This window comes from Streptomyces sp. NPDC024555, assembly GCF_055559335.1.
This window is the reverse complement of the sequence record NZ_JBVHKV010000010.1, coordinates 151,989-174,967: the sequence shown is the minus strand read 5'-3', so window position 1 is coordinate 174,967 and position 22,979 is coordinate 151,989. Positions and strand designations below refer to the sequence as shown.

Here is a 22,979-nt window from a genome sequence, read left to right as displayed (position 1 = left end):
CCCCGGGACACGGCGAACTCCCTTGCCGGACCGAGGAGTACGGCGCTGACCAGTGCCGCTGCCGGCGCGGTCCGGCCCGGGTCAGCGGCGCGGCGCGCCCGGAGGAGTCGACGCCGTCCGGCCCGGCCACGCGAGATCGTCGACCGCGAGGAACGGCTCGCGCGCCACGGCGGCGGGCGTCGTCCCGGTGAACTCCCGGACGTCCCGGTGCAGATGCGACTGGTCGGCGTAGCCGGTGTCGGCCGCGACCCGCGCCGCGTCCTCCCCGGCGACCAGGCGGTGTGCGGCACGGTCGAAGCGGACCAGCTTCACCGCCTGCTTGGGCGCCAGGCCGAGCTGCGAACGGAAGCGGGACCACAGCCGCTTGCGGCTCCAGCCGGCCTCGTCCGCGAGCCGGTCGACGCGGACCGGGCCCCGCGCGGTGACGATCCGGTGCCAGGCCAGGGCGACTTCCGGGTCCACCGGCGGCCCGGCCGCGTACCGCCGGGCGAGCAGCGCGTCGACCAGGGCGAACCGGGCGTCCCAGAGAGGGACGTCGGCGAGCCGTTCACGGATCCTGGCCGCTTCCGGGCCCCAGATGCCGGCCAACGGCACCACGGCACCGTCCAGTTCGGCGGGCGAGACGCCGAGGATCGCTCGGGCGGTCACCGGGGAGAGCCGGACCTGGACGCACTCCACGTCCTGTCCCCGCGCCACGACGGCGCCCCCCGCCCCCAGACCGGCGCCGGCGACCAGGCTGCCGCTGCGGGGGCCGCCCGCGCCGTCGAGGACCGGCGCCCCGCGCCCGAACTCCAGGAGCAGCGTCACGGCGGGGTGCGGAACCATACGGAGGCGGTCCAGTTCGCGGACACCGAACCCGGCCATCGTCAGACCGGGCACCGCGCTGGGCCGGTGCGGGGCGGCCACGTCCCACACCGCCGCACCGTGCTCGAACGTCGGCATGCCTCCATGCTACGCGCGGCGCGCAGGGGGAACATTCGTCCAATACCGCGCCGGGGCACGGGGGCGAGGCTGGGTGCCATGACGGATTCCTCCACCGCACCGCACACCACGGACGCCCCCGCCACCGGGGCCACCGAACTCCTCACCCTGGCCTCGGCCGGGGGCGAGCTGCACGTCCGGCGGGACGGCCCGCGCGAGCTGCCCGCACTCCTCCTCCTGCACGGCACGGCCTCCTCGGTCCGCTCGTGGGACGCGCTCGTGCCCCTGCTGACCGCGCACCACCACGTCGTCCGGCTCGATCTGCTCGGGCACGGACGGTCGGCGAAGCCGGCCGACGCGGACTACGCCCTGCCGGATCAGGCCCGGTCGGCCGGGGAGGTCCTGGACCGGCTCGGCATCGAGCGGGCCGTGGTCGTGGGGCACTCCAGCGGAGGCGTGGTCGCCACCGCGCTCGCCGAGGAGCGCCCCGGGCTGGTCGACGCGCTGGTCCTGATCAACACCGGGCCGTCCCTGGGCGCGTTCATCGCCTCCCCGCAGGCGGCGGCCATCGGCCTCACCGCGTGGCCGCCGTCCGACGCGCAGCTGCGGGAGTTCGCGGGCACGGGCTTCAGCCGGGAGGGGTACGTCTTCCCGGACGAACTCCTGGACGACGTGCGCGGGATGACCCTGCACGCGCTGACCACGACGACCGGGGCCACCCGCGCCTATCTGGCCGAGCGCACCCTGCCGGACCGGCTGAAGGACCTCGGCGTCCCGCTCCTGGTCCTCTTCGGCGAGGACGACCGCCGCTGGCGCTCCTCGTCCGCCGCCGACTACCGGGCCGTCGAGGGCGCCGAGATCGTCATGCTGCCCGGTCTCGGTCACTCGCCGCTGATGGAGGACCCCGCCCGGACCGCCGCACCCCTGCTGGGCTTCACCGCGCTCCACGCCTCGCGGCGGGACTGAACGACACGAAGGAGGACGGGCGTCATGCGGATTCTCGTCTCGGGCGCCGGTGTGGCCGGTCCCGTACTGGCCCACTGGCTCATCCGCTACGGCTTCGAGGTCACCGTCGTCGAACGCGCCCCGGCCCCGCGCCGGACGGGCGGTCACGCGGTCGACCTGTTCCGGCCGGCCGTGGACATCTCGGAGCACATGGGGGTGCTGGACCTGATCGAGGAGCGGGCCACCGGCACCACCCGGATGACGGTCCACCCCGAAGGGGCCCGCGGACCGGTCCGGGCCGATCTCTCGCACCTCTTCGGCGCGGTGTCGCGGCGGCACGTCGAGATCATGCGCGACGACCTCACCGAGATCTACCGCGCCACCACGCGCGACGACGTCGAGTACGTCTTCGACGACACGGTCACCGCCCTGTCGCCCGACGGCGAGGTGCGGTTCGAGAAGGGCGCTCCGCGCCGCTTCGACCTCGTCGTCGGCGCGGACGGGCTGCACTCCGTCGTGCGCCGGCTGGCCTTCGACGCGTCCGCCCGCCGCACCGAGTTCATCGGCGCCCACTTCGCGGTGGCGAGCCTGCCCGACGACCCCGGCACCGACGGGGAACTGCTCATGCATGTCGGGGTGGGCCGGACCGTCGGCATGTACCGGGCCCGTCATCTGCCCGACGCGCGGGCGCTGTTCCTGTTCCGGGGACTGGACCCGCACGCGTGCGGACCTCACGACGTGCCCCGGCAGAAGGAGCTGCTGCGCGAGGCGTTCGCGGGGCTGCATCCCCGGGTGGACGGCTGGCTCGACGCGCTCGACGGCACCCCGGCGTTCTACTTCGACGCGATCAGCCAGCTGCGGATGGACACCTGGTCGCGGGGCCGGGTCACGCTCGTCGGCGACGCGGGCTACTCCCCCGGCCCGGCGGTCGGCGGGAGCACCACCCTCGCCGTCCTCGGCGCGTACGTACTGGCCGGGGAGCTGGCACGGGCGGACGGCGACCACGAACGTGCCTTTCCCGCGTACGAGCGGATCATGGCGGAGCCGGTGCGGGGCAGCCGGGCGTCGGCGCTCAGCGCGGCGAAGACGCTGGTACCGGCCTCCCGGGCGGGGGTCTGGGGGCTGGCCCGGGGCGCGCGGCTGATCTCGTCCCTGCCCCCGCGCCCCGCCAGGGCGCTCGTCCGGCTCACGACCGGGAGCGGGCGGCTGTGGGACCGGGTGGCCGTCGCCGCCCCGGCCGCGCCCGCGCGGTTCGCCCGGGGCTGACCGTGCCACGATGGCGTCATGGCTGATCACACGGCGGACCAGGGCTATCTGCTGGACAACCGGCAGTCCGAGGCGGGGATCCGCTTCGGGGCGCTCAGCAAGTTGTTCGACCCGGTGACGTTCCGGCACGTCGACCGGCTCGGGATCACCACGGGCATGCGGTGCTGGGAGGTCGGCGCCGGATCGCTCTCCGTGCCGCTGGGGCTCGCCGAGCGGGTCGGCCCCACGGGCTCCGTGGTCGCGACCGACATCGACGTGTCCTGGACACGGGGGTCCGCGGACGGGGTGGTCGAGGTGCTGCGCCACGACGTGGCGGCGGACCCGCCGCCCCCGGGCGGCTTCGACCTCGTGCACGCCCGGCTGGTCCTGGTCCACGTCACGGACCGGGCCGAGGCGCTGCGCCGGATGGTCGGGGCGCTGAGGCCGGGGGGCCGGCTGCTTCTGGAGGACGCCGACCCGGGGCTCCAGCCGCTGCTGTGCCCGGACGAGTCGGGGCCCGAGCAGCGGCTCGCCAACCGGCTGCGCTCCGGCTTCCGGACGCTGATGGCGGGGCGCGGCGCCGATCTCGCGTACGGGAGGACGCTGCCGAGGCTGCTGCGCGAGGCCGGGCTGGAGGACGTCGAGGCCGACGCGTACTTCCCGGTCGCCTCCCCGGCGTGCACGGTCCTGGAGGCGGCGACCGTGCGGCAGATCCGGGGACTGCTGGTGGCGGAGGGGCTCGCCACGGACGAGGAGATCGACCGGCATCTGGCGAGCGTGGCGACGGGCCGCCTCGACCTCGCCACCGCCCCGATGGTCTCGGCCTGGGGCCGCCGCCCGTAACGCGGCAACACCGCGAGGGCGACGGGAGGTTCGGTCAGGAATCGAGAAGCGGCGGGCCGCGGGCCGGACCTAGCATGATCGCCATGGACATCAGCATTCACACCAGCTTCCTGCCGCACGACGACCCGGACGCGTCCGTGGCCTTCTACCGCGACGTCCTCGGCTTCGAGGTCCGCAGCGACGTCGGACAGGGCCGGATGCGCTGGATCACGGTCGGCCCGGCCGGCAGCCCCGGCACCTCCCTGCTGCTGGCACCGCCCGCCGCCGACCCCGGGGTCACCGAGGACGAGCGCCGCACCATCACGGAGATGATGGCGAAGGGGACGTACGGCTGGATCCTGCTGGCCGCCCCGGACCTCGACGCGGCCTTCGCGAAGGTGCGCGACGGCGGCGGCGAGATCGTCCAGGAGCCCACGGACCAGCCGTACGGAATCCGCGACTGCGCGTTCCGGGACCCCGCGGGCAATCTGGTCCGCATCCAGGAAGTGCGCTGACCCGCGGGCACGGCCCCTTGAGGAAACGGAGAGCCCATGTGTCACCCCGCGTGGAGGCGCGCCCGTCTGGCGGCGCTGCGTCTGCAGGAACTGGCCCGGCTGCGGCCCGTGCGCGACCGGTTGGACCGGGAGTACGCCCGGCCGCTGGACGTCGAGGCGCTCGCGCGCGCGGCGGGCCTGCCGGCCGGGCTGCTGGGCCGGGAGTTCCGGCGCGCCTACGGCTCCTCGCCGTACGCGTATCTGATGGCTCGTCGTGTCGAGCGGGCGCGTGTGCTGCTGCACCGCACCGACCTGGGTGTGGAGGAGGTCCGGCGCAGGGTCGGCTGCCCGTCCCCGCGCGTCTTCGAGCGGCACTTCACCGCGCGCGTCGGGATGTCTCCGGGCGACTACCGGCGGCGGACCGGCGGATGCCCGGCGGCCGGGGTCCCCGCCCAGGGCGTGCGCCGGGGTGTCCGGGCCGGCTGATCACAGCCCCCGGGCCCCGTCGATCCTCTCCCGCAGCAGATCCGCGTGGCCGTTGTGCCGGGCGTACTCCTCGATCATGTGGATGAGCACCCAGCGCAGCGACACCGTGCCGCGCCAGGCGTCGTGTCCCCGGACGTCCAGGTCCGGGGCCCTCTCGGTGAAGCGGTCGGCGAAGGCGACCTCGGCGTGCCAGTCCCGCCGGGCCGCGGCGACGGCGCCGGGACCCGCGTCGCGTACGTCGAAGTCGCCGTCGGGGTCCTGCTCGGTGGTGTAAAGCGGCGGGGCGTCCTCCCCGGCCAGGACCCGCCGGAACCAGCGGCGTTCCACGTCCGCCAGATGCCGGAGCAGACCGAGCAGCGAGAGCGTGGACGGTTCGACGGCGCGGAGGGCCAGCCGGCCGTCCAGACCCGAGCACTTCAGCTCCAGGGTCCGGCGCTGGTCGTCCAGGAAGTCGCGCAGCATGCGGCGCTCGTCGCAGATCCCGGATCCGGTGAATCGCGCGTCGGCTCCGCCGTTCGCGGCGGAGTCGGTACCGCCGGGGAGGAAGAGTTCCGCGCGTCTGCTCGAAGGGCTCATGCCCGTCATCATCCCCGCCGGAGAGCGCCCGGAAGGGGGAACGGGGAAGTGGAGCGAGAAGGCGAGGAGTTCGGCAAGGGGGCTCCGCCACCTCTTGCCACTCTTAACTTATAGCGCACCGGGGGGCTTGCGGCAAGGCCCCCCTTCTCCCGCAGAATCCCTGGTCCAGGCCCTGAAGCCCATCGAATCGGGAGATGCACAGCGGATGACACCCACCTCTGCGACCACCGGCGCGTTCGCTCTGCCGGCACGGCTCGCGGCCAAGAACGACCCGGCGCTGATCGCGGACGACGAACGGCACCTCGCCGCCGTCGCCGCCTGCCTGGAGGAGTCGATCGCCGAACTCTCGGACCGCCTGGACGCCGCCCGCAGGTCGCCGGGCGGGGTGGGACGGCAGGCCATGGACCGCGACGTCGAGATCCACCGGCTCACCGCCCGGCTGCGCACCCTGCGGCGCTTCGGCCGCGATCTGTGCCTCGGCCGGATGGTCGGCGCGGACGGCACCGGGACGCTGTACGTGGGACGGCTCGGGCTCACCGACCGCGCCGGACGGCGGCTGCTGCTCGACTGGCGCTCCCCCGCCGCCGAACCCTTCTTCGGGGCCACGCACGCGCGGCCGATGGGGCTGGCGAGCCGCCGCCGCTACCGCTGGGACGGCGACCGCGTCGTCGACTTCTGGGACGAGGTGTTCACGCCCGGCGGCATCGCCCCGCACGCCGCGCTCGACGACCAGTCGGCGTTCATCGCCAGTCTGGGCGGGAACCGGTCCGAGCGGATGCGCGACGTCCTCGGCACCATCCAGGCGGACCAGGACGCCGTCATCCGTGCCGGTTCACGGGGCACGCTCGTCGTCGACGGCGGCCCCGGCACGGGCAAGACCGTCGTCGCCCTGCACCGCTCGGCGTATCTGCTGTACGCCGATCCCCGTCTGGGGCGGCGCGGCGGCGGGGTGCTGTTCGTCGGCCCGCACGAGCCCTACCTGGGGTACGTGGCCGACATCCTGCCCGGCCTCGGGGAGGACGGTGTCCGCACCTGCACCCTGCGCGACCTGGTGCCCGAGGGGGCCTCGGCGGTGGCCGAGAGCGATCCGGTGGCGGCCCGGCTCAAGGCGTCCGCGCGTCTGGTCGGGGCCGTCGAGGCCGCGGTCCGGTTCTACGAGGAGCCGCCCACCGCGCCGATGACGGTCACGACCCCGTGGTCCGAGGTCGCGCTGACCGCCGGCGACTGGGCGGCGGCCTTCTCCTCCGCCCCCGGAGTCCCCCACAACGAGGCGCGTGACCAGGTCCTGGAGGAGCTGGTCTCGATCCTCGCCGACCGGCACGGCGGCGAGGTCCCCGAGGAGCGGCTGCGGGACGCGCTGCGCGGCGACCGGGAGCTGCTCGCCGCGTTCGACGGCGCGTGGCCGCTGATCGAGCCGGCCGATCTGGTCGGGGATCTCTGGTCGGTCCCCGCCTATCTGCGTCTCTGCGCGCCCTGGCTGGACCGCGAGGACGCGGCCCGGCTGCGGCGTCCGGCGGGCGGCGCGTGGACGGTCGCCGATCTGCCGTTCCTGGACGCGGCACGCCAGCGGCTCGGCGATCCGGAGGCCTCGCGCCGGGGGCGGCGCCACCGCGCGGCCGTCGCCGCGGAGCGCGCGCGGATGACCCGGGTCGTCGACGACCTGCTGGAGGCCGACGCGGACGGGGAGGGCGCGGTCACGATGCTGCGGGGCCAGGACCTCAGGGACACCCTGGCCGACGGTTCGGTGCCGGACGAGGGGACGGCGGATCCGCTGGCGGGGCCGTTCGCGCACGTGGTGGTGGACGAGGCGCAGGAACTGACCGACGCCCAGTGGCAGATGCTGCTGGTGCGCTGCCCGTCGCGGAGCTTCACCGTGGTCGGCGACCGGGCCCAGGCCAGGGACGGCTTCCCGGAGTCCTGGGAGGAGCGGCTGGAGCGGGTCGGCCTCGACCGCGTCAGCCGCGCCTCGCTCACCGTCAACTACCGGACCCCGCGCGAGATCATGGCCGAGGCGGAGCCGGTCGTCCGCGCGGTGCTCCCGGACGCCAACGTGCCGACGTCGATCCGCAGCGGAGGCGTTCCCGTCACCCACGGGCACGTCGGGGAGCTGGAGCCGATCCTCGACGCGTGGCTGTCCGCACACGCGGAGGGCACCGCCTGCGTCATCGGGGATCCGACGTTCCGGGAGACGGCCCGGGTCCGTGCCCTGACGCCCGCGCTGTCGAAGGGGCTCGAATTCGACCTGGTCGTCCTGGTCGATCCGGAGTCCTTCGGCGGCGGCGTGGCGGGCGGGGTCGACCGCTATGTCGCGATGACCCGGGCGACCCGGCGTCTGGTCGTCCTGACCCGTTCCTGAACCCGGCCGGCGCCCCCGGTGACCGGCACCGGCTGCCGCCACGGCCGCTGCCGGGCCGGACACGGGGTCCGGCCCGGCAGCGGGCGCGCGGGACGGTCAGGCGTAGGTCTCGAACTCGGCGATCCTCGGGGTCCCGGTGGCACCGGTGATCTCGAAGGTGATCTTGCGCAGCGAGGTCGTGGGCACGGTGACGGTGCCCGCGCCGCTGCCGGAGGCCAGTACGGACCCGGTGTCGCCGTTGAGCACCCGCCAGCTGCCGACGACGCCCGTGGCGCCGGAGGCCTCGCGGATCCGCACGGAGGAGACGGAGGTCGCGGTGCCCCACTTGACCGAGATGGAACCGGTGGTGCCGGTGGGCGACCAGTAGGTGTTCAGATCGCCGTCCCGGACGTTGCCGTAGCTGGTGCCGGACGCCTTGCTCGATCCGTCGGCGCCGGCGCCGAGGCTGAGGTTGGTGCCGGTCGGGTCGGTCGGGTCGGTCGGGTCGGGCGTGGGATCGGTCGGGTCGGGCGTCGGGTCGGTCGGGTCCGGGGTCGGCGTCTGCGTCGAGCAGTTGCCGTCGGAGACCTTCAGCCCCTTGTTGGCGCCCGCCGTCTGGGTCACGATGCCGGGCACGCAGGACGCCGCGTCCATGCTGTAGGCGTAGGGGATGCTGACGGTGGTGTTCGACTGGGGGTTCGGACCGGCCGGGTGGTTCTCGGTCCCGGGGGCGGACCAGGTCACGTTGTCGAAGATGTTGCCGCCGACCTGCCAGTAGCCGGTCGTGTCGGTGTAGAAGGTGCCCAGGACGTCCTTGGAGTCCTTGAAGTAGTTGTTCTCCACCTTCGCGTGCGCGCCGGCCCGGGAGTTGATCCCGGATTTGTTGAGCTTCACGTAGTAGTTGTCGTAGATGTGCGCGATGCCGCCGCGCAGCAGGGGTGTGCGGGAGTCGACGTTCTCGTACAGGTTGTGGTGGAACGTCACATAGCCGTTGTCCAGCTGGGTCTCGCTCGACCCGATGAGCCCGCCGCGGCCGGAGTTGCGCAGGGTGCTGTACGACAGCGTGACGTACTGCGTGTTGTCCTTCATGTCGAAGAGGCCGTCGAAGCCGTCGTCCTCGCCGCCGGAGGCCTCCAGGCTCGCGTGGTCGACCCAGACGTTGCGGACGTCGCTCTCCATGCCGATCGCGTCGCCTCCGTTGGAGGTCGGCGAGCCCGACTTCTTGACGTTCCGCACGGTCACGTTCTGGATGATGATGTTGCTGGACTGGCGGATGTGGATGCCGAGCTGGTCGAAGACCGCACCGCTGCCGACGCCGACGATCGTGACGTTGCTGATCTGCTTGAGCTCGATCACCCCCGCCGCCGTGTTGCAGCTGTCCCCCGAGACCTTCTCGGTGTTGCCGTGGTTGATGGTGCCCTCGACCTGGATGATGATCGGGGTGCTGCTGCTGGCGCGGCTGCACAGCGCCTGGTGGATCGCGGTGCCGGTGGTGGCCTTGACGGTCTGTCCGCCCGCACCTCCGGTCGTCCCGCCGTTCTGGCTCGCGTAGCCGGTGGCTCCGCCGGTGGCGGCGGACGCCGAGGGCATCGCCACCACGGCCCCGGCCCCGGCGGCCAGCGCGGCCGTGGCCACCGCCGCGTACAGACGCAGCGCGACTCGTCTCTTCATGTCCATGTCTCCCTGTCGATCCTCGGAGCCCCGTCACCCTGAATGACATGCACCTGTCATCCATAGCCGTTGATATGGAAAGCGCTTTCTGGTTCGGAGAATAGGGCGACGCTCAACAGGCTGGCAATACTCCCGACACTTCCCGTACGCGACGGGGTGCGGGTGTGACCTCAACTGCCCTATATTTTCCCGAGTTACGCACCGGACGCATCGTCGACAGTGGGCTCCCGGGGCCATGGACCAACCCCGGGAGCCACCTCGGATCGGACAGCAAGCGCGTTCTATACGAGGGACCCGACGTCAGCGATCAACTGTCGACCGCGGTCGTCGTGAAGCGGTCGCCGCAGATGCGGGGCAGCGCGGTGCGCAGGGTCAGCGCCTCCCGCGAACCGGGCGGGTACACCCTCAGATAGTCGGGTGCGTCCCAGCAGCCGGAGGGCTCGATGCCCTGGTTCACCGTGTGGAGGACGACGGACGCGCTCCGGCCCGGCGGGATCACCCGCACCTGGTGCGTGCCGCCCTCGCGCGCGGCGGGCACGCCGATCATCGCGCCGTCCCGCTTGATGAGCGAGACCCCCGGGAAACCGCGCAGGGTGCACGCGGCGCCGGTCCGGTTGGTGAAGGTCAGCCGGTAGTGGACCTGGCCGGCGCCCGCGTCGGGCCGCCCCAGGCGCATGGCGAGCCCTTCGGCCGTACAGCGTGCGGGGCCCGGCGCCGGACTCGAAGCGGCGGCGGATCCGGGGGACGCGGGCGCCGTCGTCCGCCGTGGGGGCGCGGACGTGTCCGGGGCCGGGGACGAGGAGGGATCGGACGGGTCGGACGGCTGGACGGCGCCGGTGGCGGCGGGCGCGGTGCCGGAGGACGCGGCCGGGCCGGACGATCCGTCGCACCCGGTCACGAGCAGGGCGAGGGCGACGGCGGCGAGGGGGAGCATCAGGCGGCCGTGCCGTGGGGGTGTGGTGCGCGCGAGAAGGCTCATGCCTCTCGCCTGCTCGGTCCGGCGCCCCGCGAACCCTTTTCCCGTCCGCCGGAACCCCGTCCGGGCGGGATGCGCCGGCGGGGCGCTGCCGACTCGCCCCCTCTGCGGGGGAATCGGCGGTCCGGAAGGGTGACGCGGACCGTGACCGGCCGCCACCGCCGGGGCCGTGCGGATATCCCTGATGTCCGTGAACACCCATCTGATCCGCCTCGCACGCCTCCTCGCCCCGGCCGCCGCCGTCCTCGCCCTGACCGGCGCCGCGCACGCCGCACCGGCGGGACCGCCCTCGCCCCTCACCCCCTGCGCCGGAGCCGTCGCACCCTTCGGCTACGTCTGCGTCCCCTCGCCGAAGCAGTGCTTCACGACACCGTGTCCGCAGTACGCCTTCGTGCCGGTACTACCGGGCCGGCGAACGGAGCCGGACGCGCCGGCGTAGACGGCGTACCGGCGGGGCCGCCGCGACGGGCGCGGCGGGCCCCGCCCGGCACCCCCGGACGTCCGGCGTGTTCCACCACCCTCCCCCATGAGTTAGGTTAGGCATACCTAAGTAACTGACAGCAGGTCTTGTCCCCGCCGATCAGGAGCACTCGGATGCATCCCTTCCCCGCCCGTGGCACGGAGCCGACCCCCGCCGAACGTCTGCGCTCGGTCCTGATGTCCGCCCACTCCATGACCGTGGTCAGCGACGGACTCGAACCCGTCGAGGTGCACCGGCTCGACGGCACTGGCGCGATGGGCCACATCCACCTGCACGAACCGTCCGCCACCGGCCCCGCGCACCCTGCCGCACCGGTGCCGGTCCGGCTGGAGTTCACGGACATCGCCCCCACCCCCGTGCGCGACCGGCTGCGCGCCCGCGTGACGCTGACCGGGCTGCTGGCCGCTCCGTACGATCCGGACGCCGCCGACAGCGTCTGCATGGAGTTCGGCCAGGCGGTCATCGACGACCGGGCCGGTCGCTCCTACGTCACCCTGGCCGCGCTCCAGGACGTGACGCCCGACCCGGTGGCCGTGCACGAGGCGGAGATGCTGACCCACCTGATGGACGGTCACGGCGAACTCGTCCCGCTGCTCCTGCGCCTGGTGCGGCCGAGGCCGGAACGGTCCCTGCTGCGCGCGCTTCCCGTGGCACTGGACCGCTACGGGCTGACGCTGCGACTGGAGTACGCGCGGGGGCGCCGGGACGTGCGGCTGCCGTTCGCCACGCCGGTGGACGCGTGGGAGCAGGCGGGGGCGCGGATCCACGCCCTGCTCACGGCGGCGCGGCGCGCCTCCCACCCCAACCGGCTGCTGACCTGACGGAACCGGGCGGGGCCACCGGGACCGTACCCCTACGCGTGATCGAGACCGTTGCGGCTCCTGGGGGCGCGGGCGAGAATCGGACCATGACGGGTGAACCTCGGCCGGCCGGCGACAGCTCGGACCACGGCGACAGGCCCGCGCTGCGGGCGTCCGACCGGGAACGCGACCAGGTGGTCGAGATCCTGCAGACGGCCGCGGGCGACGGCCGGCTGACCATCGGCGAGCTGGACGAACGGCTCGACGCGGCCCTGTCGGCCCGGACGCGGGACGAGCTGGCGCGGCTGACCGCCGATCTGCCCCTGGACGGCCGGCCCCCGCAGGCCGCCGAACTGCTCCGGATCGACCAGCGGTTCGGGGACGTCACCCGCACCGGCCGCTGGCTCGTCCCGCGCCGGATGGAGTTCCGGCTCATGTTCTGCGAGGCGAAGCTCGACTTCACCGAGGCCGTCATCACCCACTCCGCCCTGGACATCGACGTCGACCTGCGCGTCGGGGGCAACCTGATCCTGGTGACGCGGCCCGGCGTCACCGTCGACCCCGACGGACTGGAGCGGTCCAGCGGCGAGATCAGGATCCGCCCCGGCACCGAGGGGGACGTGCCGCCGGTGCTGCGGGTACGGCTGACCGGGCAGTCCCGCGGCGGCGACGTCACGGCCCGGCCCCCGCGGCGGAGCCTGTCGCAGGTGATGCGCCGCCGTGACCGGGGCGGGGACGGCCGCCGAGGCGGATGACCGACGGCGGTCCTCAGTCCCCCGTCGCGCCGTCGGTCCGCTCCCTCAGCAGATCCGCGTGGCCGTTGTGGCGCGCGTACTCCTGGATCATCAGGACGTAGACCCAGCGCAGACTGAACGTGGCACCCACCACGGACGGGAACGTCTCGTCGAGGGAGCGGCCCGCCACGAGCGCGTCGCAGGTCCGGATCTCGGCGTGGAAGGCCGCGACGTCGTGCTCGGCGCGGTCGCCGCGGACGCCCTCGAAGCCCTCGTCACCGTCCGAGGGACCGGTGAAGACCTCGCCGACGTCCTCACCGGCGAAGCTCCTCCTGAACCACCACCGCTCGATCTCCGCCATGTGCCGGACCAGGCCGAGCAGGGTCAGCGCCGACGGCTCCACGGCCGTCCGCGCCAGTTGCTCCCCGTCCAGCCCGGCGCACTTCACCAGCAGCGTCTCCCGGTGCCAGGTGAGCCATCCCTCCAGCGTCCCGCGCTCGGACAGGACGCCCAAGTCCCTCAGCTGTACGGTTCGTTCCACCATCGGTGCTCGCCATGTCATGCCCCCACCCTCACCGATCGCCGGGGAGCGGTTCAAGGAGGACGCGCGTCCGGTCCGTCAGCGGCCGGCCAGTGCCGGGTAGTCGTTGTAGCCCTCGGCGCCGTGGACGTGCATCAGGAACTCCGGGCGCAGGGGGTTGAGGGGCGCGCCCGTGCGCAGGCGCTCCACGAGGTCGGGATTGGCGAGGAACCCCCGCCCCAGGGAGACCAGATCGGCGCCCCCGGCCAGCAGCCGCTCGGCGTGCCGCAGTCCGGCGTCGGCCGCCAGGTCCTCGTGGGAGAGCTTGGGATTGGCCATGAGGGTGCCGGGCCAGTCCGCCCGGATCTGCTGGTAGAGCGGTTCGTCCGGGTCGGCGTACACCAGGTGCAGATAGGCGGGGGCGAGACGGGCCAGTTCGGGCAGGAGCGCGGCGTAGAGGGCGCTGCTGTCGCCCTCCGCCACGGAGTTGACGTTGTTCGCGGGCGATATCCGTACGCCGGTCCGCTCGGCGCCGACCGCCTCCGCGACGGCCCGCACCACCGCGACGGTGAAGCGGATCCGGTGCGCGGCCGGGCCGCCCCAGGCGTCGGTGCGCCGGTTGGTGTTCTCCGAGAGGAACTGGTGCAGCAGATGGCCGTTGGCGGAGTGCACCTCCACCCCGTCGAAGCCCGCCGCCACCGCGTTGCGTGCGGCGGTGGCGAAGTCCGCGACCGTGGCGGCGATGTCGTCGGCGGACATCGCGCGCGGCGCGACGGTCTCCTGGAGGCCGGACGGGGTCCGGAGCGTCTCGGGGAAGCGCACCGCCGAGGGCGCGACGGGGAGGTGGCCGCTGGTGTCGGGGTGGCCGACCCGGCCGCCGTGCTGGAGCTGGAGGAACATCCGGCCGGCCGGATTCACCGCCCGTACGGCCTCGGTGACGCGCCGCCAGCCCGCGATCTGGGCAGCGGTGTGGATCCCGGGGATGTGCGGGTAGGTCCGGCCGACGGCATTGGGCGTGGTGGCCTCGGCGATGATGAGACCGGCCGTGGCGCGCTGGGCGTAGTGGGTGGCCATCAGCTCGCCGGGGACGCCGTCGGCGTCGGCGCGGTTGCGGGTGAGCGGGGCCATGACCAGGTGATTGGCCAGGTCGAGGCCGCCGAGACGGGCCGGTGCGAAGAGGCGGGAGGCGGTGGTCGTCCGCGGGGTCTGCGTCATGCGGGGTACCGTAGAACCTCACATTGATGTCAGGTTCAAGTCGTGAGGTGCGGGATGCGGATCGGCGAACTGGCGGCGCGCACGGGGGTCGGCGCGCGCTCCCTGCGCTACTACGAGGAGCAGGGCCTGCTGGTCTCCGACCGGACGCCCGGCGGCCAACGCGACTATCCCGAACGCGCCGTGGACCGGGTCATCCGCATCCAGGAGCTCTACGCGGCCGGCCTCCACAGCGCGAAGATCGCCCGGATCCTGCCCTGCATGCGCGACGAGGACGGCGGTCCCTCCGTGCGGGCCACCCCCGAGCTGGTCACCGAGCTGGCCGGCGAACGGGACCGGATCGACCGGATGATCAGCGAGCTGGTCCGTTCGCGCGAGGTCCTGGACGAGGTCATCACCGCCGCGTCGGCCGCCCCCTCCCCCGCGCCGAAGCCGGCCTGACGGCCGCCCGGCGCCCCTCAGCAGTCGAGCAGCGGGAACAGCCGGGTGACGGCGGCGACCGGCAGGGCCCCGTCCGGGCGCGCGGCCGGATCGTGCTCCCGGTTCCGGTATCCGGCCAGCAACCGGCGTACGGACGCGGCGAGTTCCGCCGCCTCCTCCGGGGTCAGATGCACCACGGCGCTGAACGACGCGTCGTGCCGCCACGCCTCGGGCCCCTGCTCCCGGTGCGCCAGCCAGTAGCGGTAGCTCTCGTCCTCCAGCCCGCGTGCGAGCGCGGTGAACTCCTCCGGCTCCGCCCGCTCCCCCTCCCGGGACGGGGCCCGGCGCAGCCGCCAAGGCCGCACCCTGCCTCCCTCGTGCGGGGCCTCCTCGATGAGCCCGTGGCGGGCGAGCTGACGCAGGTGGAACGAACAGAGCCCCGAGCTGTACCCGAGCCGGGCCGCGGCCCGCGTGGAGGTGACCGTGCCCTCCTCGGCCAGCAGGTCCAGCAGGGCCGTGCGCACGGGGTGGTCCGGAAGGGGGCGCCGCACGCGGTGCAACAGAGGTTTCATGGCCGGGACTTGCCGGTTCTCCTCGCTCATTTTGCAAAGGGTGCTACTTTGCAAAGCACTGAGTCAAGCCGTGCCCGAACCGTCGCGGCACGGCTCGGCGCTGCGGAAGACACGGCGGACGGAAGGCGCTGATCCTCTATGACGGTGGGGTTCGACGAGAGCTCGCCGGACCGGCGGGTGCGGGTGATGGGTGAGCCGGTGGACTCCTACCCGGCGCTGCCGCCGGAGGTGGAGCGGGGCACCGTGCGCCGCATCACCGTCGTCGGCGAGGAGATCCTGCGCCGGGAGTGCAAGGACGTGACCCGGTTCGGCACCGCCGAACTGGCCCGGCTGATCGACGACATGTTCGCCACGAACCGGGTGGCGAGCGGCGCGGGCCTGGCGGCCAATCAGATCGACGTGGATCTGCGGCTGTTCGTCTGGGACATCACGGACGAGTGGGGGGTGCGTCATGTCGGCCACCTCGCCAATCCGGTCCTGGCGGACGTGCCGGCCGGGGAGCGCAGACTGGTCGAGGAGGGTGAGGGGTGCCTGTCGGTCCCCGGGCCGTTCCGGACGGTGCCCCGGCCCGACCGCGCGGTGGTCCACGGCTTCGACATGCACGGGGAGCCCCTGGTCGTCGAGGGGCGCGGCTACTTCGCCCGCTGCCTCCAGCACGAGACGGACCATCTGCACGGCCGGCTCTACCTGGACCGGCTCTCCCAGCGGGAGCGGAAGTCGGCGCTGCGCGAGATGGCGGCCGCGAAGGACGAGGTCTTCGCCCGGCGGGCCGCCGCCGCCGAGAAGCTGGGCAAGTAGCGGCCGTACGCACACGCGGTGCCCGCCCGCGGAGCGGGACGGGCACCGCGCGAAGAGGCCCGGCGGTCGCGTACGGCCGGGCGGCGCACACCGGTCAGCCGGCGGCGGGCCACTCCAGCGGTTCGCTGGTGAAGCCCTGGCTCAGCTGGACCGCGGCGGCCTTCTGCCCCTCGGGGATCAGGAAGGCCTTGCAGATGTCCGCGGACTCGCCCGGGTTCAGCTGCTTCTGCGTGTCGGGGGCCGGGCAGTCGGGCCACTTGGCCTCGCCCATGATGACGATGAGGGCCTTGGTGCGCTGACCCCGGTCGGTCTTCACCACCAGGTCGTCGTCCATGTCGCCGACCTCCATGGCCTTTCCGCTCTTGTGCGTGACCGTGGCCCACACGTACACGGGGATCTTGGGCTCCTCCCCCTTGTCCTTGTCCAGGCCCGAGTTGTCCATGTCGGCCTTCGTGCCCGTGCGCACCTTGGTGGGCGTGACCGTGTAGGTGCTGCCCTTCGACTTCTGCATGGTGCTCTCCTGCGGCGGGCTGGCCTCGCCCAGGCGGAACGTCTTCCTGTCGTCCGACGACGACCCCGATCCCGATCCCGACGAGCCGTGGCCCTTGCGGCCCTTGGCCGAGTCCGTGCCGTTGCAGCCGGTCAGCGCCACGGCCAGCACCAGGGCCCCCGCGGCCACCGGAACGGCCCGAGTCCACGTACGCATAACTTCCTCGTTCCCCGTTCGAACATGCTCGTGCGCCCGGCCGGAGTCTTCGGTTCCTGTGCCGGGCCTGTGCGATTCAGGCGCACGATCTTGCCAGAAGCGGCGGGGTGCCCGAGCCGGGCCCCCGCGCCGGTGCGCCTCGGCATCGGTCGCGGCGTGTGACCGTTCGAGATGCAGGCGCGCGGGCGCGCTGATTCGCTGGTGGGGTCGGATCTCCCCCGAGACCCAGGAGTGGACCATGAGCGTTGCGGACGAAACCGGCAAGCGGGCCGAGCGGATCCGTGCCAAGGCCCAGGAGATGAAGGAGGCCTCCGAGCGGGCCGCCGATCCCCGGGAGCGCCGCCGTCTGGAGGACAAGGCCCGGCGGCTTCAGGAGCGGAGCGAGCAGGTGTCCACCAAGGGCGAGGGCGGCTCGAATCCGCTCTGATCCGCCCGGCGGCCGGTGCCGCTCCGCCCCCGTCGGGCGGGGCGACACCGGCCGCTCCGTGCGGAGTTACTGGGCGAACCGCGGGAGCCACTTCACCCGGTAGTCGGGGTGGCCCGCGTGCTCGGCGGCCATCTGCCGGACCACGAAGCCCAGTCCGACGGCCCGGCCCGAGGCGAAGTCCCGCCGCGGCCGGTCGACGTCGAGCGCGGCGACCTCCGTGTACTCGTCCAGGAGGACTCTGCTCGTCTCGATGCGCCGCAACGTCCTGGCGGGGTCCTGGAGGGCGACGTGCCGGTCGTACGGGTGCGTGCGCAGGGCGAACGCGACGGCACCGCCGCGGTCGTGGATCTCGCCGGGCACCTCGGCCGGGCAGCGCCACGCCTCGCCGCCGGCCGCCCGTGCGACGTCCTCCTCCTCGTCGAGGCGTGCCCGGACGAACGCGACCAGGTCGGCGTTGTCTGTCATGTGGTTCCGCATCCTTCCGCTCGGTCCCGCACCACCGGGACCGAGGGGACAGTATCCCGTCACGCCGCCCGCGTGCCGCAGCCCTCGCGCGGACGCGGCGCGTGGCGTTCAGCGGCTCCGGGGGCGGATCCGGGCGCGGCGCCGGCCGGGGGCCAGCAGTCCGCCGCCCACGAAGACCGCGAGGCCCACCGCGCAGCCCGCCGCCGCGAGAACGAGGGTGCGGGCACTCGTCACGGGCCGCCGGGACGCGGACGCGGTGCCCTCGGTGGCGGCGAGGACCAGACCGGTGACCGCGTCGGGGCGGGACACCGGGGCGAGGTGCGAGGAGGCGACCTCGACGGTGTGCGCGCCGGCGCGTTCGGCCTGGAAGCGTTCCAGTGCGGGCGGGAGCAGCCGGTCCTCGGTGGCGACGAGGGCCCAGGAGGGTACGGTGCGCCAGCCGGCCGTCGTGGCAGGTTCGGTGAATACGGCGGCGTCGAGGGGGCGTTGGGCGCCGGCCAGGGCGGCCGTGGTGCCGGCGGGGCGGTCGGCGGCCACGATGTCGTGGAACCGGCCGGGGGCGAGGGACAGGGCCGTGCCCCGGGTGCCGTCGGTGTCGCGGACGGCGGTGCGGGTGAGCGCCTCGGTGAGGGCCCCGCCCGGGAAGCGGGCGCAGAGCCGGCCGAGCGTCTCGCCCCGGTCCGGCATCAGGGCGGCTATGTAGACCAGCGCCCGCACCTTCGGGTCGTCCGCGCCCGCAGCGCCGATGACCGCGCCGCCGTAGCCGTGGCCGACGAGCACGACGGGGCCGGAGATCCGGGCGAGCGCGGCACGCAGGGCGGCGGAGTCCTCGGCGGGTCCGCGCAGCGGGGTGTCCGGGGCGAGGACCGGGTAGCCGCGGCGTTGGAGGCGGGCGGCGACGGCGTTCCAGGCGGAGGCGCCGGTGAAGGCGTCGTGCACCAGCACCACGGTCGGCGCGGGTCCGGGCGCGGGGCGCGGGGCGGCCGCCGCCGGTGCCGCCGCCGTGGAGAGGGCCACGGCGAGCACGGCGGCGAGGGCCGCCGCCCGCCGGGGGCCGGGAGGGGCGGGTATGCGCATGGTGCACCCGATTCTGACGACGCCGTGGTCCCTCCAGGGTGGCGAGCCGGGGCCGGTTCGGCGCGGCGCGGCGGGCAGCCGGGTGACGGTGCCGGAGCGGCGGAGCCCCCGCCCGGGAGGGGGCGGGGGCTCCGGTCCGGCCCCGGCGCGTGGGGACGGCCGGGTCCGGACGGTGCGCGCCGGGGTGCGGGCGCCGGTCAGCCGACGTTGACGTCGACGCAGGCGTAGAAGGCGTTGGCCGTGTCGGCGATGTTCCACACGGCGAGGACCTTCTGCCGGCCGGTGTGGCTGCCGAAGTCGACCTGGTGGGTGACGGTGGCCCCCGGCTGGGCGCCCCCGTCGTTGAATTCGGCGATCTTCTGGCCGTTGGCGTAGTACTGCCAGGTGCTGGTGGCGTGGCGCGCGGTGAGCACCCACTGGAAGGAGGCGGTGCGGCCGACGGGGCTGACCTTCCAGCCCTTGCTGTCGTCGTCGAGTTCGGCGAAGCCGCTGTTGCCGCCGCTGCAACTGGTCAGCCCCTTGGGGCCTTCCACGCTCTGGGGTTCGTACTGGATGGCGCCGCAGCTGATGGTCCGGGCGGCGCACTGCGCCTGCCGGCTGGGCGGGGACGAGATGTAGCCGTGGGCGTCGGCCGAGGCCGCCGGGAGGCTCAGGGCGAGCACCGGGGCGAGTAGGGCGCCGACGACGGCTGCGGTCTTCCTTTTCGCGTGCATGTGTCTTCTCCTTCACATGAGGCGTCGCCGCACACGGACGGGGCGTGGGGGCCCGGACGTGGCGGTGGTGCCTCTCAGGTGTGGGGCCAAGAGACGCGAAGGGCACGGCAGGATGCGCGACCGGACCGCCCCGAGGGGCGTCCGGCACCGGCCCTGCACTTGGACTAGACCATACTCATTGATGCGTACGCGTCAAGACGGGTGCGGCCTCGTCCGGCGGTGCTCAGTCGTCCGCGGGGCCGTCCGCCCGGCCGGCGGACACCGGTGCCCGCATTCCGTAGTCCGAGCCGGACGAGCCGTCGGACGAGGCGCCGGTCACGGACGTCGTGACATCGGCGAAGAACCCGACGACGAGGAAGAGCCCGAGCAGCACCTTGCCCCCGGTGCCCAGGACCAGCGGCCGGGTCGCCGACCGTCCCTGCTGCTCCGGCACGGACAGCGCGTCCTCGCCGAACAGGCCCTTGGGGTAGGCCGGGCTCAGCATCGACAGATAGGCCGAGACCCGCATCTCGTAGCGCAGGACGGCGGCCGTCGCCTCGAACAGCGGCCGCGGCATACGTCCCAGGACGAGCGTGACCAGCCACCAGATCACCGCGAGCGCGAACCAGCCGGTCGTGGCGAGGCTCTGCACGATGGCCGCGGGAATGACCAGGATCAGCCGGAACAGGACCGCCAGCCGGTTGAGCCGGGTGGGCACGACGTCGATGCGCACCGGATAGTCCGACGGCTGGGTCAGAGTGAACGGCGGATAGCGGTCGACGAGCAGCATCACCTCGGCGGAGACCCGGGTGCGGTAGGCGAGCGTGGCCGCGAGGAACCCGAAGACGGGAACCGGCAGCCGTCCCAGCACCAGGGCGGCGAACCAGCCGAACACGACGGTGAAGAAGGCGGCGATCCCCAGGAAGAACAGCACGATGAAGTGGGGGATCAGCAGCAGGAGCCGGAACAGGACCGTGAGCCGGCGCTGGCGCGCGGGCTCGATGAGGTCCAGGACGGGCAGGAACTCCTGCGCGTCCCCCGATCTGCGCCCCGGACTCCACTGCGCGTCGGCCATGTCGCTCCCCTTCGGCGGGTGATCCGTACGCCTGCTGCACACACGGCGTCACCCCACGCTGGAACCGGCGGGTCCGGGCCGCAATCGCCCGCGGGCCGATCGGGTGCCCCGGCCCTCAGCCCCGGCGGGCGCGGAACCGCCGGAGCCGCTCGCGCGTCCCGGCACGCATCCGCGTCCACCACGGCTTCCCGCGCCCGGTCCCGCGGCGCTTCCGGGCCGCGGTCCGCTTCCGGGCCGGGGTCCGCTTCCGGGCCGGGGTCCGCTTCTCGGGCGCGGGCCGGGCCGTCGCGGTCACCGGCCCGGCCGCGAGGACGTGGTAGCGGTGGCTCACCCACCGGCCCACCAGCAGATAGCCGAGGAGCGCGCCCGCGGTGTTGAGGATGACGTCGTCGATGTCGAACGCCCGGCCCTCCACCAGCGCACCCTGCGCCAGTTCGATCACGACGATCGCCGCGACGGTCACCAGGAACGTCCGCAGCACGCGCAGCCGCCTCGGCAGGAGCACCGGCAGCAGCACGCCGAACGGCACCCCCAGCAGCACGTTGCCGCCCATCTGCTCGCAGGCGGCGAGGAAGGTGTAGTGCTCCGCGTAGAGGCGCAGCGAGCGCCCCGGCCGGAGGTTGGACGTCACGAGGTCCGCCGACGCGGGCGACGGGGTGAGCGTCACCTCGGCCAGGACGACGGAGAATCCGGTCATCGCGAGAAGGGCCGCCGTCAGGACGGCCACCCGCAGCAGAACCCGGCCCGCGGCGCGGTGGTGCGCGGCGCCGCCCGTACCGTTCGCAGCTTCTGAGTCCATGGACGACGGATGCCCCCGAGCGGCCGTGCCACGCCTCGGGGACCGCGCGCCCGCGCCCTGCGCCGCGCGCCGAGGCGGGGAAGACTGGTCGGGAGAGGTCCGGTACGGAACGGTCCCGCGCACCGTGGGGCACGGCGATCGATGCGGAGATGCCCATGGCGAGCGACGGAGCGGTCTGCCTGGTCACCGGGGCCACCGGCTACATCGGCGGACGACTCGTCCCCGAACTGCTGGCGGCCGGGTTCCGGGTGCGCTGTCTGGCCCGCACCCCCGAGAAGCTGCGGGACCAGCCCTGGGCCCGGGACGTGGAGATCGTCCGGGGCGATGTCACCGACGCCGGCTCGCTCGCCCCGGCGATGGCGGGCGTGGACGTGGCGTACTACCTGGTGCACGCGCTGACCTCGGGCGCCGGCTTCGAGGAGACCGACCGCAGGGCCGCCACCGTCTTCGGCGACGCGGCCCGCGCCGCGGGCATCGGCCGGATCGTCTACCTCGGCGGCCTCACCCCGGCCGGTGTGCCCGAACGGGAGCTGTCGCCGCATCTGCGCTCCCGTGCCGAGGTCGGCCGCATCCTTCTGGAGTCCGGCGTCCCGACCGCCGTGCTGAGGGCCGCGGTCATCATCGGGTCCGGTTCCGCCTCCTTCGAAATGCTGCGCTATCTCACCGAACGCCTGCCGGTCATGGTGACGCCGAGCTGGGTGTCCACCCGGATCCAGCCGATCGCGGTCCGGGACGTGCTGCGCCTCCTGGTGGGCGCCGCCCGGCTGCCCCGCGAGGTGAACCGGACCTTCGACATCGGCGGCCCGGACATCGTCACGTACCGCGACATGATGCAGCGCTACGCGAAGATCGCCCACCTCCCGCACCGGCTGATCCTCCCCGTCCCCATGCTCACCCCCGGTCTCTCCAGTCACTGGATCGGCCTGATCACCCCGGTGCCGAGGTCCCTGGCCCGTCCACTGGCCGAATCGCTGCGGTACGAGGTGGTGTGCGCGGAGCACGACATCTCGCGTTACGTCCCCGACGGGCCGGGACAGCCCTTCGGCCTGGACAAGGCGCTGGAGCTGGCGCTGCAACGGGTCCGGGAGGCGAGGGTCACCACCCGGTGGTCGTCGGCCTCGGTGCCGGGCGTGCCCAGCGATCCGCTGCCCTCCGACCCCGACTGGGCCGGCGGCAGCCTGTACACGGATGTGCGCGTCCGGGCCGTGGACGCGCCGCCGGACGCCCTGTGGCGGGTGATCGAGGGGATCGGTGGCGACCACGGCTGGTACTCGTTCCCCCTGGCCTGGGCGGTGCGGGGCTGGCTCGACCGGCTGGTCGGCGGGGTGGGGCTGCGGCGCGGCCGGCGGGACACCGACCGGCTGCGGGTGGGCGACTCGCTGGACTTCTGGCGGGTGGAGGAGATCGAGCCGGGGCGGCTGCTGCGGCTGCGCGCGGAGATGCGGCTGCCCGGTCTGGCCTGGCTGGAAATGTACGCCGAACCGAGCGGTTCCGGCCGCTCGCGCTACCGGCAGCGGGCCCTGTTCCATCCGCGCGGGCTGCTGGGCCACGCGTACTGGTGGAGCGTATGGCCGTTCCACTCCGTCGTGTTCGGCGGCATGGCCCGCAACATCGCCCGCACCGCCGCCGCGGCGTCACCCGAACCGGCGAGGCCCGCGGTGTCGCGCTGACCGGCGGGCCCGGGGCGCGCCCGGAAGGAGGCACGATGACGGGTCCCGGCCTCCCCAGGA

General features: G+C 73.9%; 26 protein-coding genes. 13 read left to right on the top strand and 13 right to left on the bottom strand.

The window, feature by feature from the left end:
- Positions 1-81: 81 nt before the first annotated feature.
- Entirely contained in the window at positions 82-942 is an 861-nt protein-coding gene (locus tag ACZ4FH_RS19150; protein WP_467306027.1) for a helix-turn-helix domain-containing protein, read from the bottom strand.
- Positions 943-1,020: 78 nt separating this feature from the next.
- Here ACZ4FH_RS19150 and ACZ4FH_RS19145 point away from each other — a divergent pair, with 78 nt between their 5' ends.
- From ACZ4FH_RS19145 to ACZ4FH_RS19125, 5 genes are all read left to right on the top strand, one after another.
- A complete protein-coding gene (locus ACZ4FH_RS19145) occupies positions 1,021-1,887 on the top strand; it encodes an alpha/beta fold hydrolase (protein ID WP_467306025.1) in 867 nt (288 codons plus the stop codon).
- 24 nt (positions 1,888-1,911) lie between these two features.
- Positions 1,912-3,132: an FAD-dependent monooxygenase gene (locus tag ACZ4FH_RS19140; RefSeq protein ID WP_467306023.1), complete on the top strand. Its 1,221-nt coding sequence runs from the start codon at positions 1,912-1,914 to the stop codon at positions 3,130-3,132.
- Positions 3,133-3,150: 18 nt separating this feature from the next.
- Positions 3,151-3,954 (top strand): methyltransferase domain-containing protein, encoded by an 804-nt coding sequence (locus tag ACZ4FH_RS19135; protein ID WP_467306022.1) that lies wholly within the window; start codon positions 3,151-3,153, stop codon positions 3,952-3,954.
- A gap of 83 nt (positions 3,955-4,037) precedes the next feature.
- Positions 4,038-4,448 (top strand): VOC family protein, encoded by a 411-nt coding sequence (locus ACZ4FH_RS19130; protein ID WP_467306021.1) that lies wholly within the window; start codon positions 4,038-4,040, stop codon positions 4,446-4,448.
- A 36-nt stretch (positions 4,449-4,484) separates the two neighbouring features.
- Positions 4,485-4,913 carry a helix-turn-helix domain-containing protein gene (locus ACZ4FH_RS19125; RefSeq protein WP_467306019.1) on the top strand — a complete coding sequence of 143 codons (429 nt, stop codon included), beginning with the start codon at positions 4,485-4,487 and terminating at the stop codon, positions 4,911-4,913.
- Here ACZ4FH_RS19125 and ACZ4FH_RS19120 read toward each other — a convergent pair whose 3' ends face one another.
- A complete protein-coding gene (locus tag ACZ4FH_RS19120) occupies positions 4,914-5,489 on the bottom strand; it encodes a DinB family protein (RefSeq protein ID WP_467306018.1) in 576 nt (191 codons plus the stop codon).
- A gap of 205 nt (positions 5,490-5,694) precedes the next feature.
- Between ACZ4FH_RS19120 and helR the strand changes: the two genes are divergently transcribed.
- Entirely contained in the window at positions 5,695-7,845 is a 2,151-nt protein-coding gene (helR, locus tag ACZ4FH_RS19115; protein WP_467306017.1) for an RNA polymerase recycling motor ATPase HelR, read from the top strand.
- Positions 7,846-7,941: 96 nt separating this feature from the next.
- Here the strand turns inward: helR and ACZ4FH_RS19110 are convergent, their stop codons facing one another.
- Both ACZ4FH_RS19110 and ACZ4FH_RS19105 read right to left on the bottom strand, forming a co-directional pair.
- Entirely contained in the window at positions 7,942-9,495 is a 1,554-nt protein-coding gene (locus ACZ4FH_RS19110) for a pectate lyase family protein (RefSeq protein WP_467306016.1), read from the bottom strand.
- A gap of 307 nt (positions 9,496-9,802) precedes the next feature.
- Positions 9,803-10,474 carry a DUF4232 domain-containing protein gene (locus tag ACZ4FH_RS19105; protein WP_467306014.1) on the bottom strand — a complete coding sequence of 224 codons (672 nt, stop codon included), beginning with the start codon at positions 10,472-10,474 and terminating at the stop codon, positions 9,803-9,805.
- Positions 10,475-10,655: 181 nt separating this feature from the next.
- Between ACZ4FH_RS19105 and ACZ4FH_RS19100 the strand changes: the two genes are divergently transcribed.
- From ACZ4FH_RS19100 to ACZ4FH_RS19090, 3 genes are all read left to right on the top strand, one after another.
- Complete coding sequence (locus ACZ4FH_RS19100; RefSeq protein WP_467306013.1) at positions 10,656-10,910, top strand: hypothetical protein; 255 nt, start codon at positions 10,656-10,658, stop codon at positions 10,908-10,910.
- 155 nt (positions 10,911-11,065) lie between these two features.
- Positions 11,066-11,773, top strand: a complete 708-nt coding sequence (locus tag ACZ4FH_RS19095) for a DUF2470 domain-containing protein (protein WP_467306011.1) — start codon at positions 11,066-11,068, stop codon at positions 11,771-11,773.
- A gap of 86 nt (positions 11,774-11,859) precedes the next feature.
- The gene (locus tag ACZ4FH_RS19090) at positions 11,860-12,507 is read left to right on the top strand and encodes a DUF1707 SHOCT-like domain-containing protein (RefSeq protein WP_467306010.1); all 648 of its coding nucleotides are present in this window, start codon (positions 11,860-11,862) and stop codon (positions 12,505-12,507) included.
- Between the two features lie 13 nt (positions 12,508-12,520).
- Here the strand turns inward: ACZ4FH_RS19090 and ACZ4FH_RS19085 are convergent, their stop codons facing one another.
- A complete protein-coding gene (locus tag ACZ4FH_RS19085; RefSeq protein WP_467306009.1) occupies positions 12,521-13,030 on the bottom strand; it encodes a DinB family protein in 510 nt (169 codons plus the stop codon).
- Positions 13,031-13,105: 75 nt separating this feature from the next.
- On the bottom strand, positions 13,106-14,221 hold the full coding sequence (locus ACZ4FH_RS19080) for an oxidoreductase (protein WP_467306008.1): 1,116 nt from the start codon (positions 14,219-14,221) through the stop codon (positions 13,106-13,108).
- Between the two features lie 54 nt (positions 14,222-14,275).
- Here ACZ4FH_RS19080 and ACZ4FH_RS19075 point away from each other — a divergent pair, with 54 nt between their 5' ends.
- Positions 14,276-14,659 carry a MerR family transcriptional regulator gene (locus ACZ4FH_RS19075; protein WP_467306006.1) on the top strand — a complete coding sequence of 128 codons (384 nt, stop codon included), beginning with the start codon at positions 14,276-14,278 and terminating at the stop codon, positions 14,657-14,659.
- A 17-nt stretch (positions 14,660-14,676) separates the two neighbouring features.
- On the opposite strand, the gene ACZ4FH_RS19070 is transcribed toward ACZ4FH_RS19075, so the two are convergent.
- A complete protein-coding gene (locus ACZ4FH_RS19070; RefSeq protein WP_467306005.1) occupies positions 14,677-15,240 on the bottom strand; it encodes a winged helix-turn-helix domain-containing protein in 564 nt (187 codons plus the stop codon).
- A gap of 108 nt (positions 15,241-15,348) precedes the next feature.
- Between ACZ4FH_RS19070 and def the strand changes: the two genes are divergently transcribed.
- Positions 15,349-16,008, top strand: coding sequence for a peptide deformylase (gene def, locus ACZ4FH_RS19065; protein WP_467306003.1), 660 nt, complete (start codon positions 15,349-15,351; stop codon positions 16,006-16,008).
- A 94-nt stretch (positions 16,009-16,102) separates the two neighbouring features.
- Here def and ACZ4FH_RS19060 read toward each other — a convergent pair whose 3' ends face one another.
- Positions 16,103-16,714, bottom strand: coding sequence for a hypothetical protein (locus ACZ4FH_RS19060; RefSeq protein WP_467306001.1), 612 nt, complete (start codon positions 16,712-16,714; stop codon positions 16,103-16,105).
- Between the two features lie 238 nt (positions 16,715-16,952).
- Between ACZ4FH_RS19060 and ACZ4FH_RS19055 the strand changes: the two genes are divergently transcribed.
- A complete protein-coding gene (locus ACZ4FH_RS19055) occupies positions 16,953-17,141 on the top strand; it encodes a DUF6381 family protein (protein ID WP_467305999.1) in 189 nt (62 codons plus the stop codon).
- Positions 17,142-17,207: 66 nt separating this feature from the next.
- Here the strand turns inward: ACZ4FH_RS19055 and ACZ4FH_RS19050 are convergent, their stop codons facing one another.
- The 5 genes from ACZ4FH_RS19050 to ACZ4FH_RS19030 all read right to left on the bottom strand — a co-directional run bounded on the left by ACZ4FH_RS19050 (position 17,208) and on the right by ACZ4FH_RS19030 (position 21,249).
- A complete protein-coding gene (locus ACZ4FH_RS19050) occupies positions 17,208-17,606 on the bottom strand; it encodes a DUF6221 family protein (RefSeq protein WP_467305998.1) in 399 nt (132 codons plus the stop codon).
- Between the two features lie 108 nt (positions 17,607-17,714).
- Positions 17,715-18,683 carry an alpha/beta hydrolase gene (locus ACZ4FH_RS19045; RefSeq protein WP_467305996.1) on the bottom strand — a complete coding sequence of 323 codons (969 nt, stop codon included), beginning with the start codon at positions 18,681-18,683 and terminating at the stop codon, positions 17,715-17,717.
- A gap of 197 nt (positions 18,684-18,880) precedes the next feature.
- A complete protein-coding gene (locus ACZ4FH_RS19040) occupies positions 18,881-19,396 on the bottom strand; it encodes a lytic polysaccharide monooxygenase auxiliary activity family 9 protein (protein WP_383633909.1) in 516 nt (171 codons plus the stop codon).
- Between the two features lie 223 nt (positions 19,397-19,619).
- Positions 19,620-20,450 carry a DUF4389 domain-containing protein gene (locus ACZ4FH_RS19035; RefSeq protein ID WP_467305993.1) on the bottom strand — a complete coding sequence of 277 codons (831 nt, stop codon included), beginning with the start codon at positions 20,448-20,450 and terminating at the stop codon, positions 19,620-19,622.
- Between the two features lie 115 nt (positions 20,451-20,565).
- Complete coding sequence (locus ACZ4FH_RS19030; RefSeq protein ID WP_467305992.1) at positions 20,566-21,249, bottom strand: VanZ family protein; 684 nt, start codon at positions 21,247-21,249, stop codon at positions 20,566-20,568.
- 155 nt (positions 21,250-21,404) lie between these two features.
- On the opposite strand from ACZ4FH_RS19030, the gene ACZ4FH_RS19025 reads away from it, so the two are divergent.
- On the top strand, positions 21,405-22,919 hold the full coding sequence (locus tag ACZ4FH_RS19025; protein WP_467305991.1) for an SDR family oxidoreductase: 1,515 nt from the start codon (positions 21,405-21,407) through the stop codon (positions 22,917-22,919).
- The last annotated feature ends 60 nt before the right edge of the window (positions 22,920-22,979 follow it).

Excerpts from the sequence above, each read along its gene's own strand:
- ACZ4FH_RS19150 (WP_467306027.1), bottom strand. The coding sequence starts at position 942 with ATGCCGACGTTCGAGCACGGTGCGGCGGTGTGGGACGTGGCCGCCCCG.
- ACZ4FH_RS19145 (WP_467306025.1), top strand. The coding sequence starts at position 1,021 with ATGACGGATTCCTCCACCGCACCGCACACCACGGACGCCCCCGCCACC.
- ACZ4FH_RS19140 (WP_467306023.1), top strand. The coding sequence starts at position 1,912 with ATGCGGATTCTCGTCTCGGGCGCCGGTGTGGCCGGTCCCGTACTGGCC.
- ACZ4FH_RS19135 (WP_467306022.1), top strand. The coding sequence starts at position 3,151 with ATGGCTGATCACACGGCGGACCAGGGCTATCTGCTGGACAACCGGCAG.
- ACZ4FH_RS19130 (WP_467306021.1), top strand. The coding sequence starts at position 4,038 with ATGGACATCAGCATTCACACCAGCTTCCTGCCGCACGACGACCCGGAC.
- ACZ4FH_RS19125 (WP_467306019.1), top strand. The coding sequence starts at position 4,485 with ATGTGTCACCCCGCGTGGAGGCGCGCCCGTCTGGCGGCGCTGCGTCTG.
- ACZ4FH_RS19120 (WP_467306018.1), bottom strand. The coding sequence starts at position 5,489 with ATGAGCCCTTCGAGCAGACGCGCGGAACTCTTCCTCCCCGGCGGTACC.
- helR (WP_467306017.1), top strand. The coding sequence starts at position 5,695 with ATGACACCCACCTCTGCGACCACCGGCGCGTTCGCTCTGCCGGCACGG.
- ACZ4FH_RS19110 (WP_467306016.1), bottom strand. The coding sequence starts at position 9,495 with ATGAAGAGACGAGTCGCGCTGCGTCTGTACGCGGCGGTGGCCACGGCC.
- ACZ4FH_RS19105 (WP_467306014.1), bottom strand. The coding sequence starts at position 10,474 with ATGAGCCTTCTCGCGCGCACCACACCCCCACGGCACGGCCGCCTGATG.
- ACZ4FH_RS19100 (WP_467306013.1), top strand. The coding sequence starts at position 10,656 with ATGTCCGTGAACACCCATCTGATCCGCCTCGCACGCCTCCTCGCCCCG.
- ACZ4FH_RS19095 (WP_467306011.1), top strand. The coding sequence starts at position 11,066 with ATGCATCCCTTCCCCGCCCGTGGCACGGAGCCGACCCCCGCCGAACGT.
- ACZ4FH_RS19090 (WP_467306010.1), top strand. The coding sequence starts at position 11,860 with ATGACGGGTGAACCTCGGCCGGCCGGCGACAGCTCGGACCACGGCGAC.
- ACZ4FH_RS19085 (WP_467306009.1), bottom strand. The coding sequence starts at position 13,030 with ATGGTGGAACGAACCGTACAGCTGAGGGACTTGGGCGTCCTGTCCGAG.
- ACZ4FH_RS19080 (WP_467306008.1), bottom strand. The coding sequence starts at position 14,221 with ATGACGCAGACCCCGCGGACGACCACCGCCTCCCGCCTCTTCGCACCG.
- ACZ4FH_RS19075 (WP_467306006.1), top strand. The coding sequence starts at position 14,276 with ATGCGGATCGGCGAACTGGCGGCGCGCACGGGGGTCGGCGCGCGCTCC.
- ACZ4FH_RS19070 (WP_467306005.1), bottom strand. The coding sequence starts at position 15,240 with ATGAGCGAGGAGAACCGGCAAGTCCCGGCCATGAAACCTCTGTTGCAC.
- def (WP_467306003.1), top strand. The coding sequence starts at position 15,349 with ATGACGGTGGGGTTCGACGAGAGCTCGCCGGACCGGCGGGTGCGGGTG.
- ACZ4FH_RS19060 (WP_467306001.1), bottom strand. The coding sequence starts at position 16,714 with ATGCGTACGTGGACTCGGGCCGTTCCGGTGGCCGCGGGGGCCCTGGTG.
- ACZ4FH_RS19055 (WP_467305999.1), top strand. The coding sequence starts at position 16,953 with ATGAGCGTTGCGGACGAAACCGGCAAGCGGGCCGAGCGGATCCGTGCC.
- ACZ4FH_RS19050 (WP_467305998.1), bottom strand. The coding sequence starts at position 17,606 with ATGACAGACAACGCCGACCTGGTCGCGTTCGTCCGGGCACGCCTCGAC.
- ACZ4FH_RS19045 (WP_467305996.1), bottom strand. The coding sequence starts at position 18,683 with ATGCGCATACCCGCCCCTCCCGGCCCCCGGCGGGCGGCGGCCCTCGCC.
- ACZ4FH_RS19040 (WP_383633909.1), bottom strand. The coding sequence starts at position 19,396 with ATGCACGCGAAAAGGAAGACCGCAGCCGTCGTCGGCGCCCTACTCGCC.
- ACZ4FH_RS19035 (WP_467305993.1), bottom strand. The coding sequence starts at position 20,450 with ATGGCCGACGCGCAGTGGAGTCCGGGGCGCAGATCGGGGGACGCGCAG.
- ACZ4FH_RS19030 (WP_467305992.1), bottom strand. The coding sequence starts at position 21,249 with ATGGACTCAGAAGCTGCGAACGGTACGGGCGGCGCCGCGCACCACCGC.
- ACZ4FH_RS19025 (WP_467305991.1), top strand. The coding sequence starts at position 21,405 with ATGGCGAGCGACGGAGCGGTCTGCCTGGTCACCGGGGCCACCGGCTAC.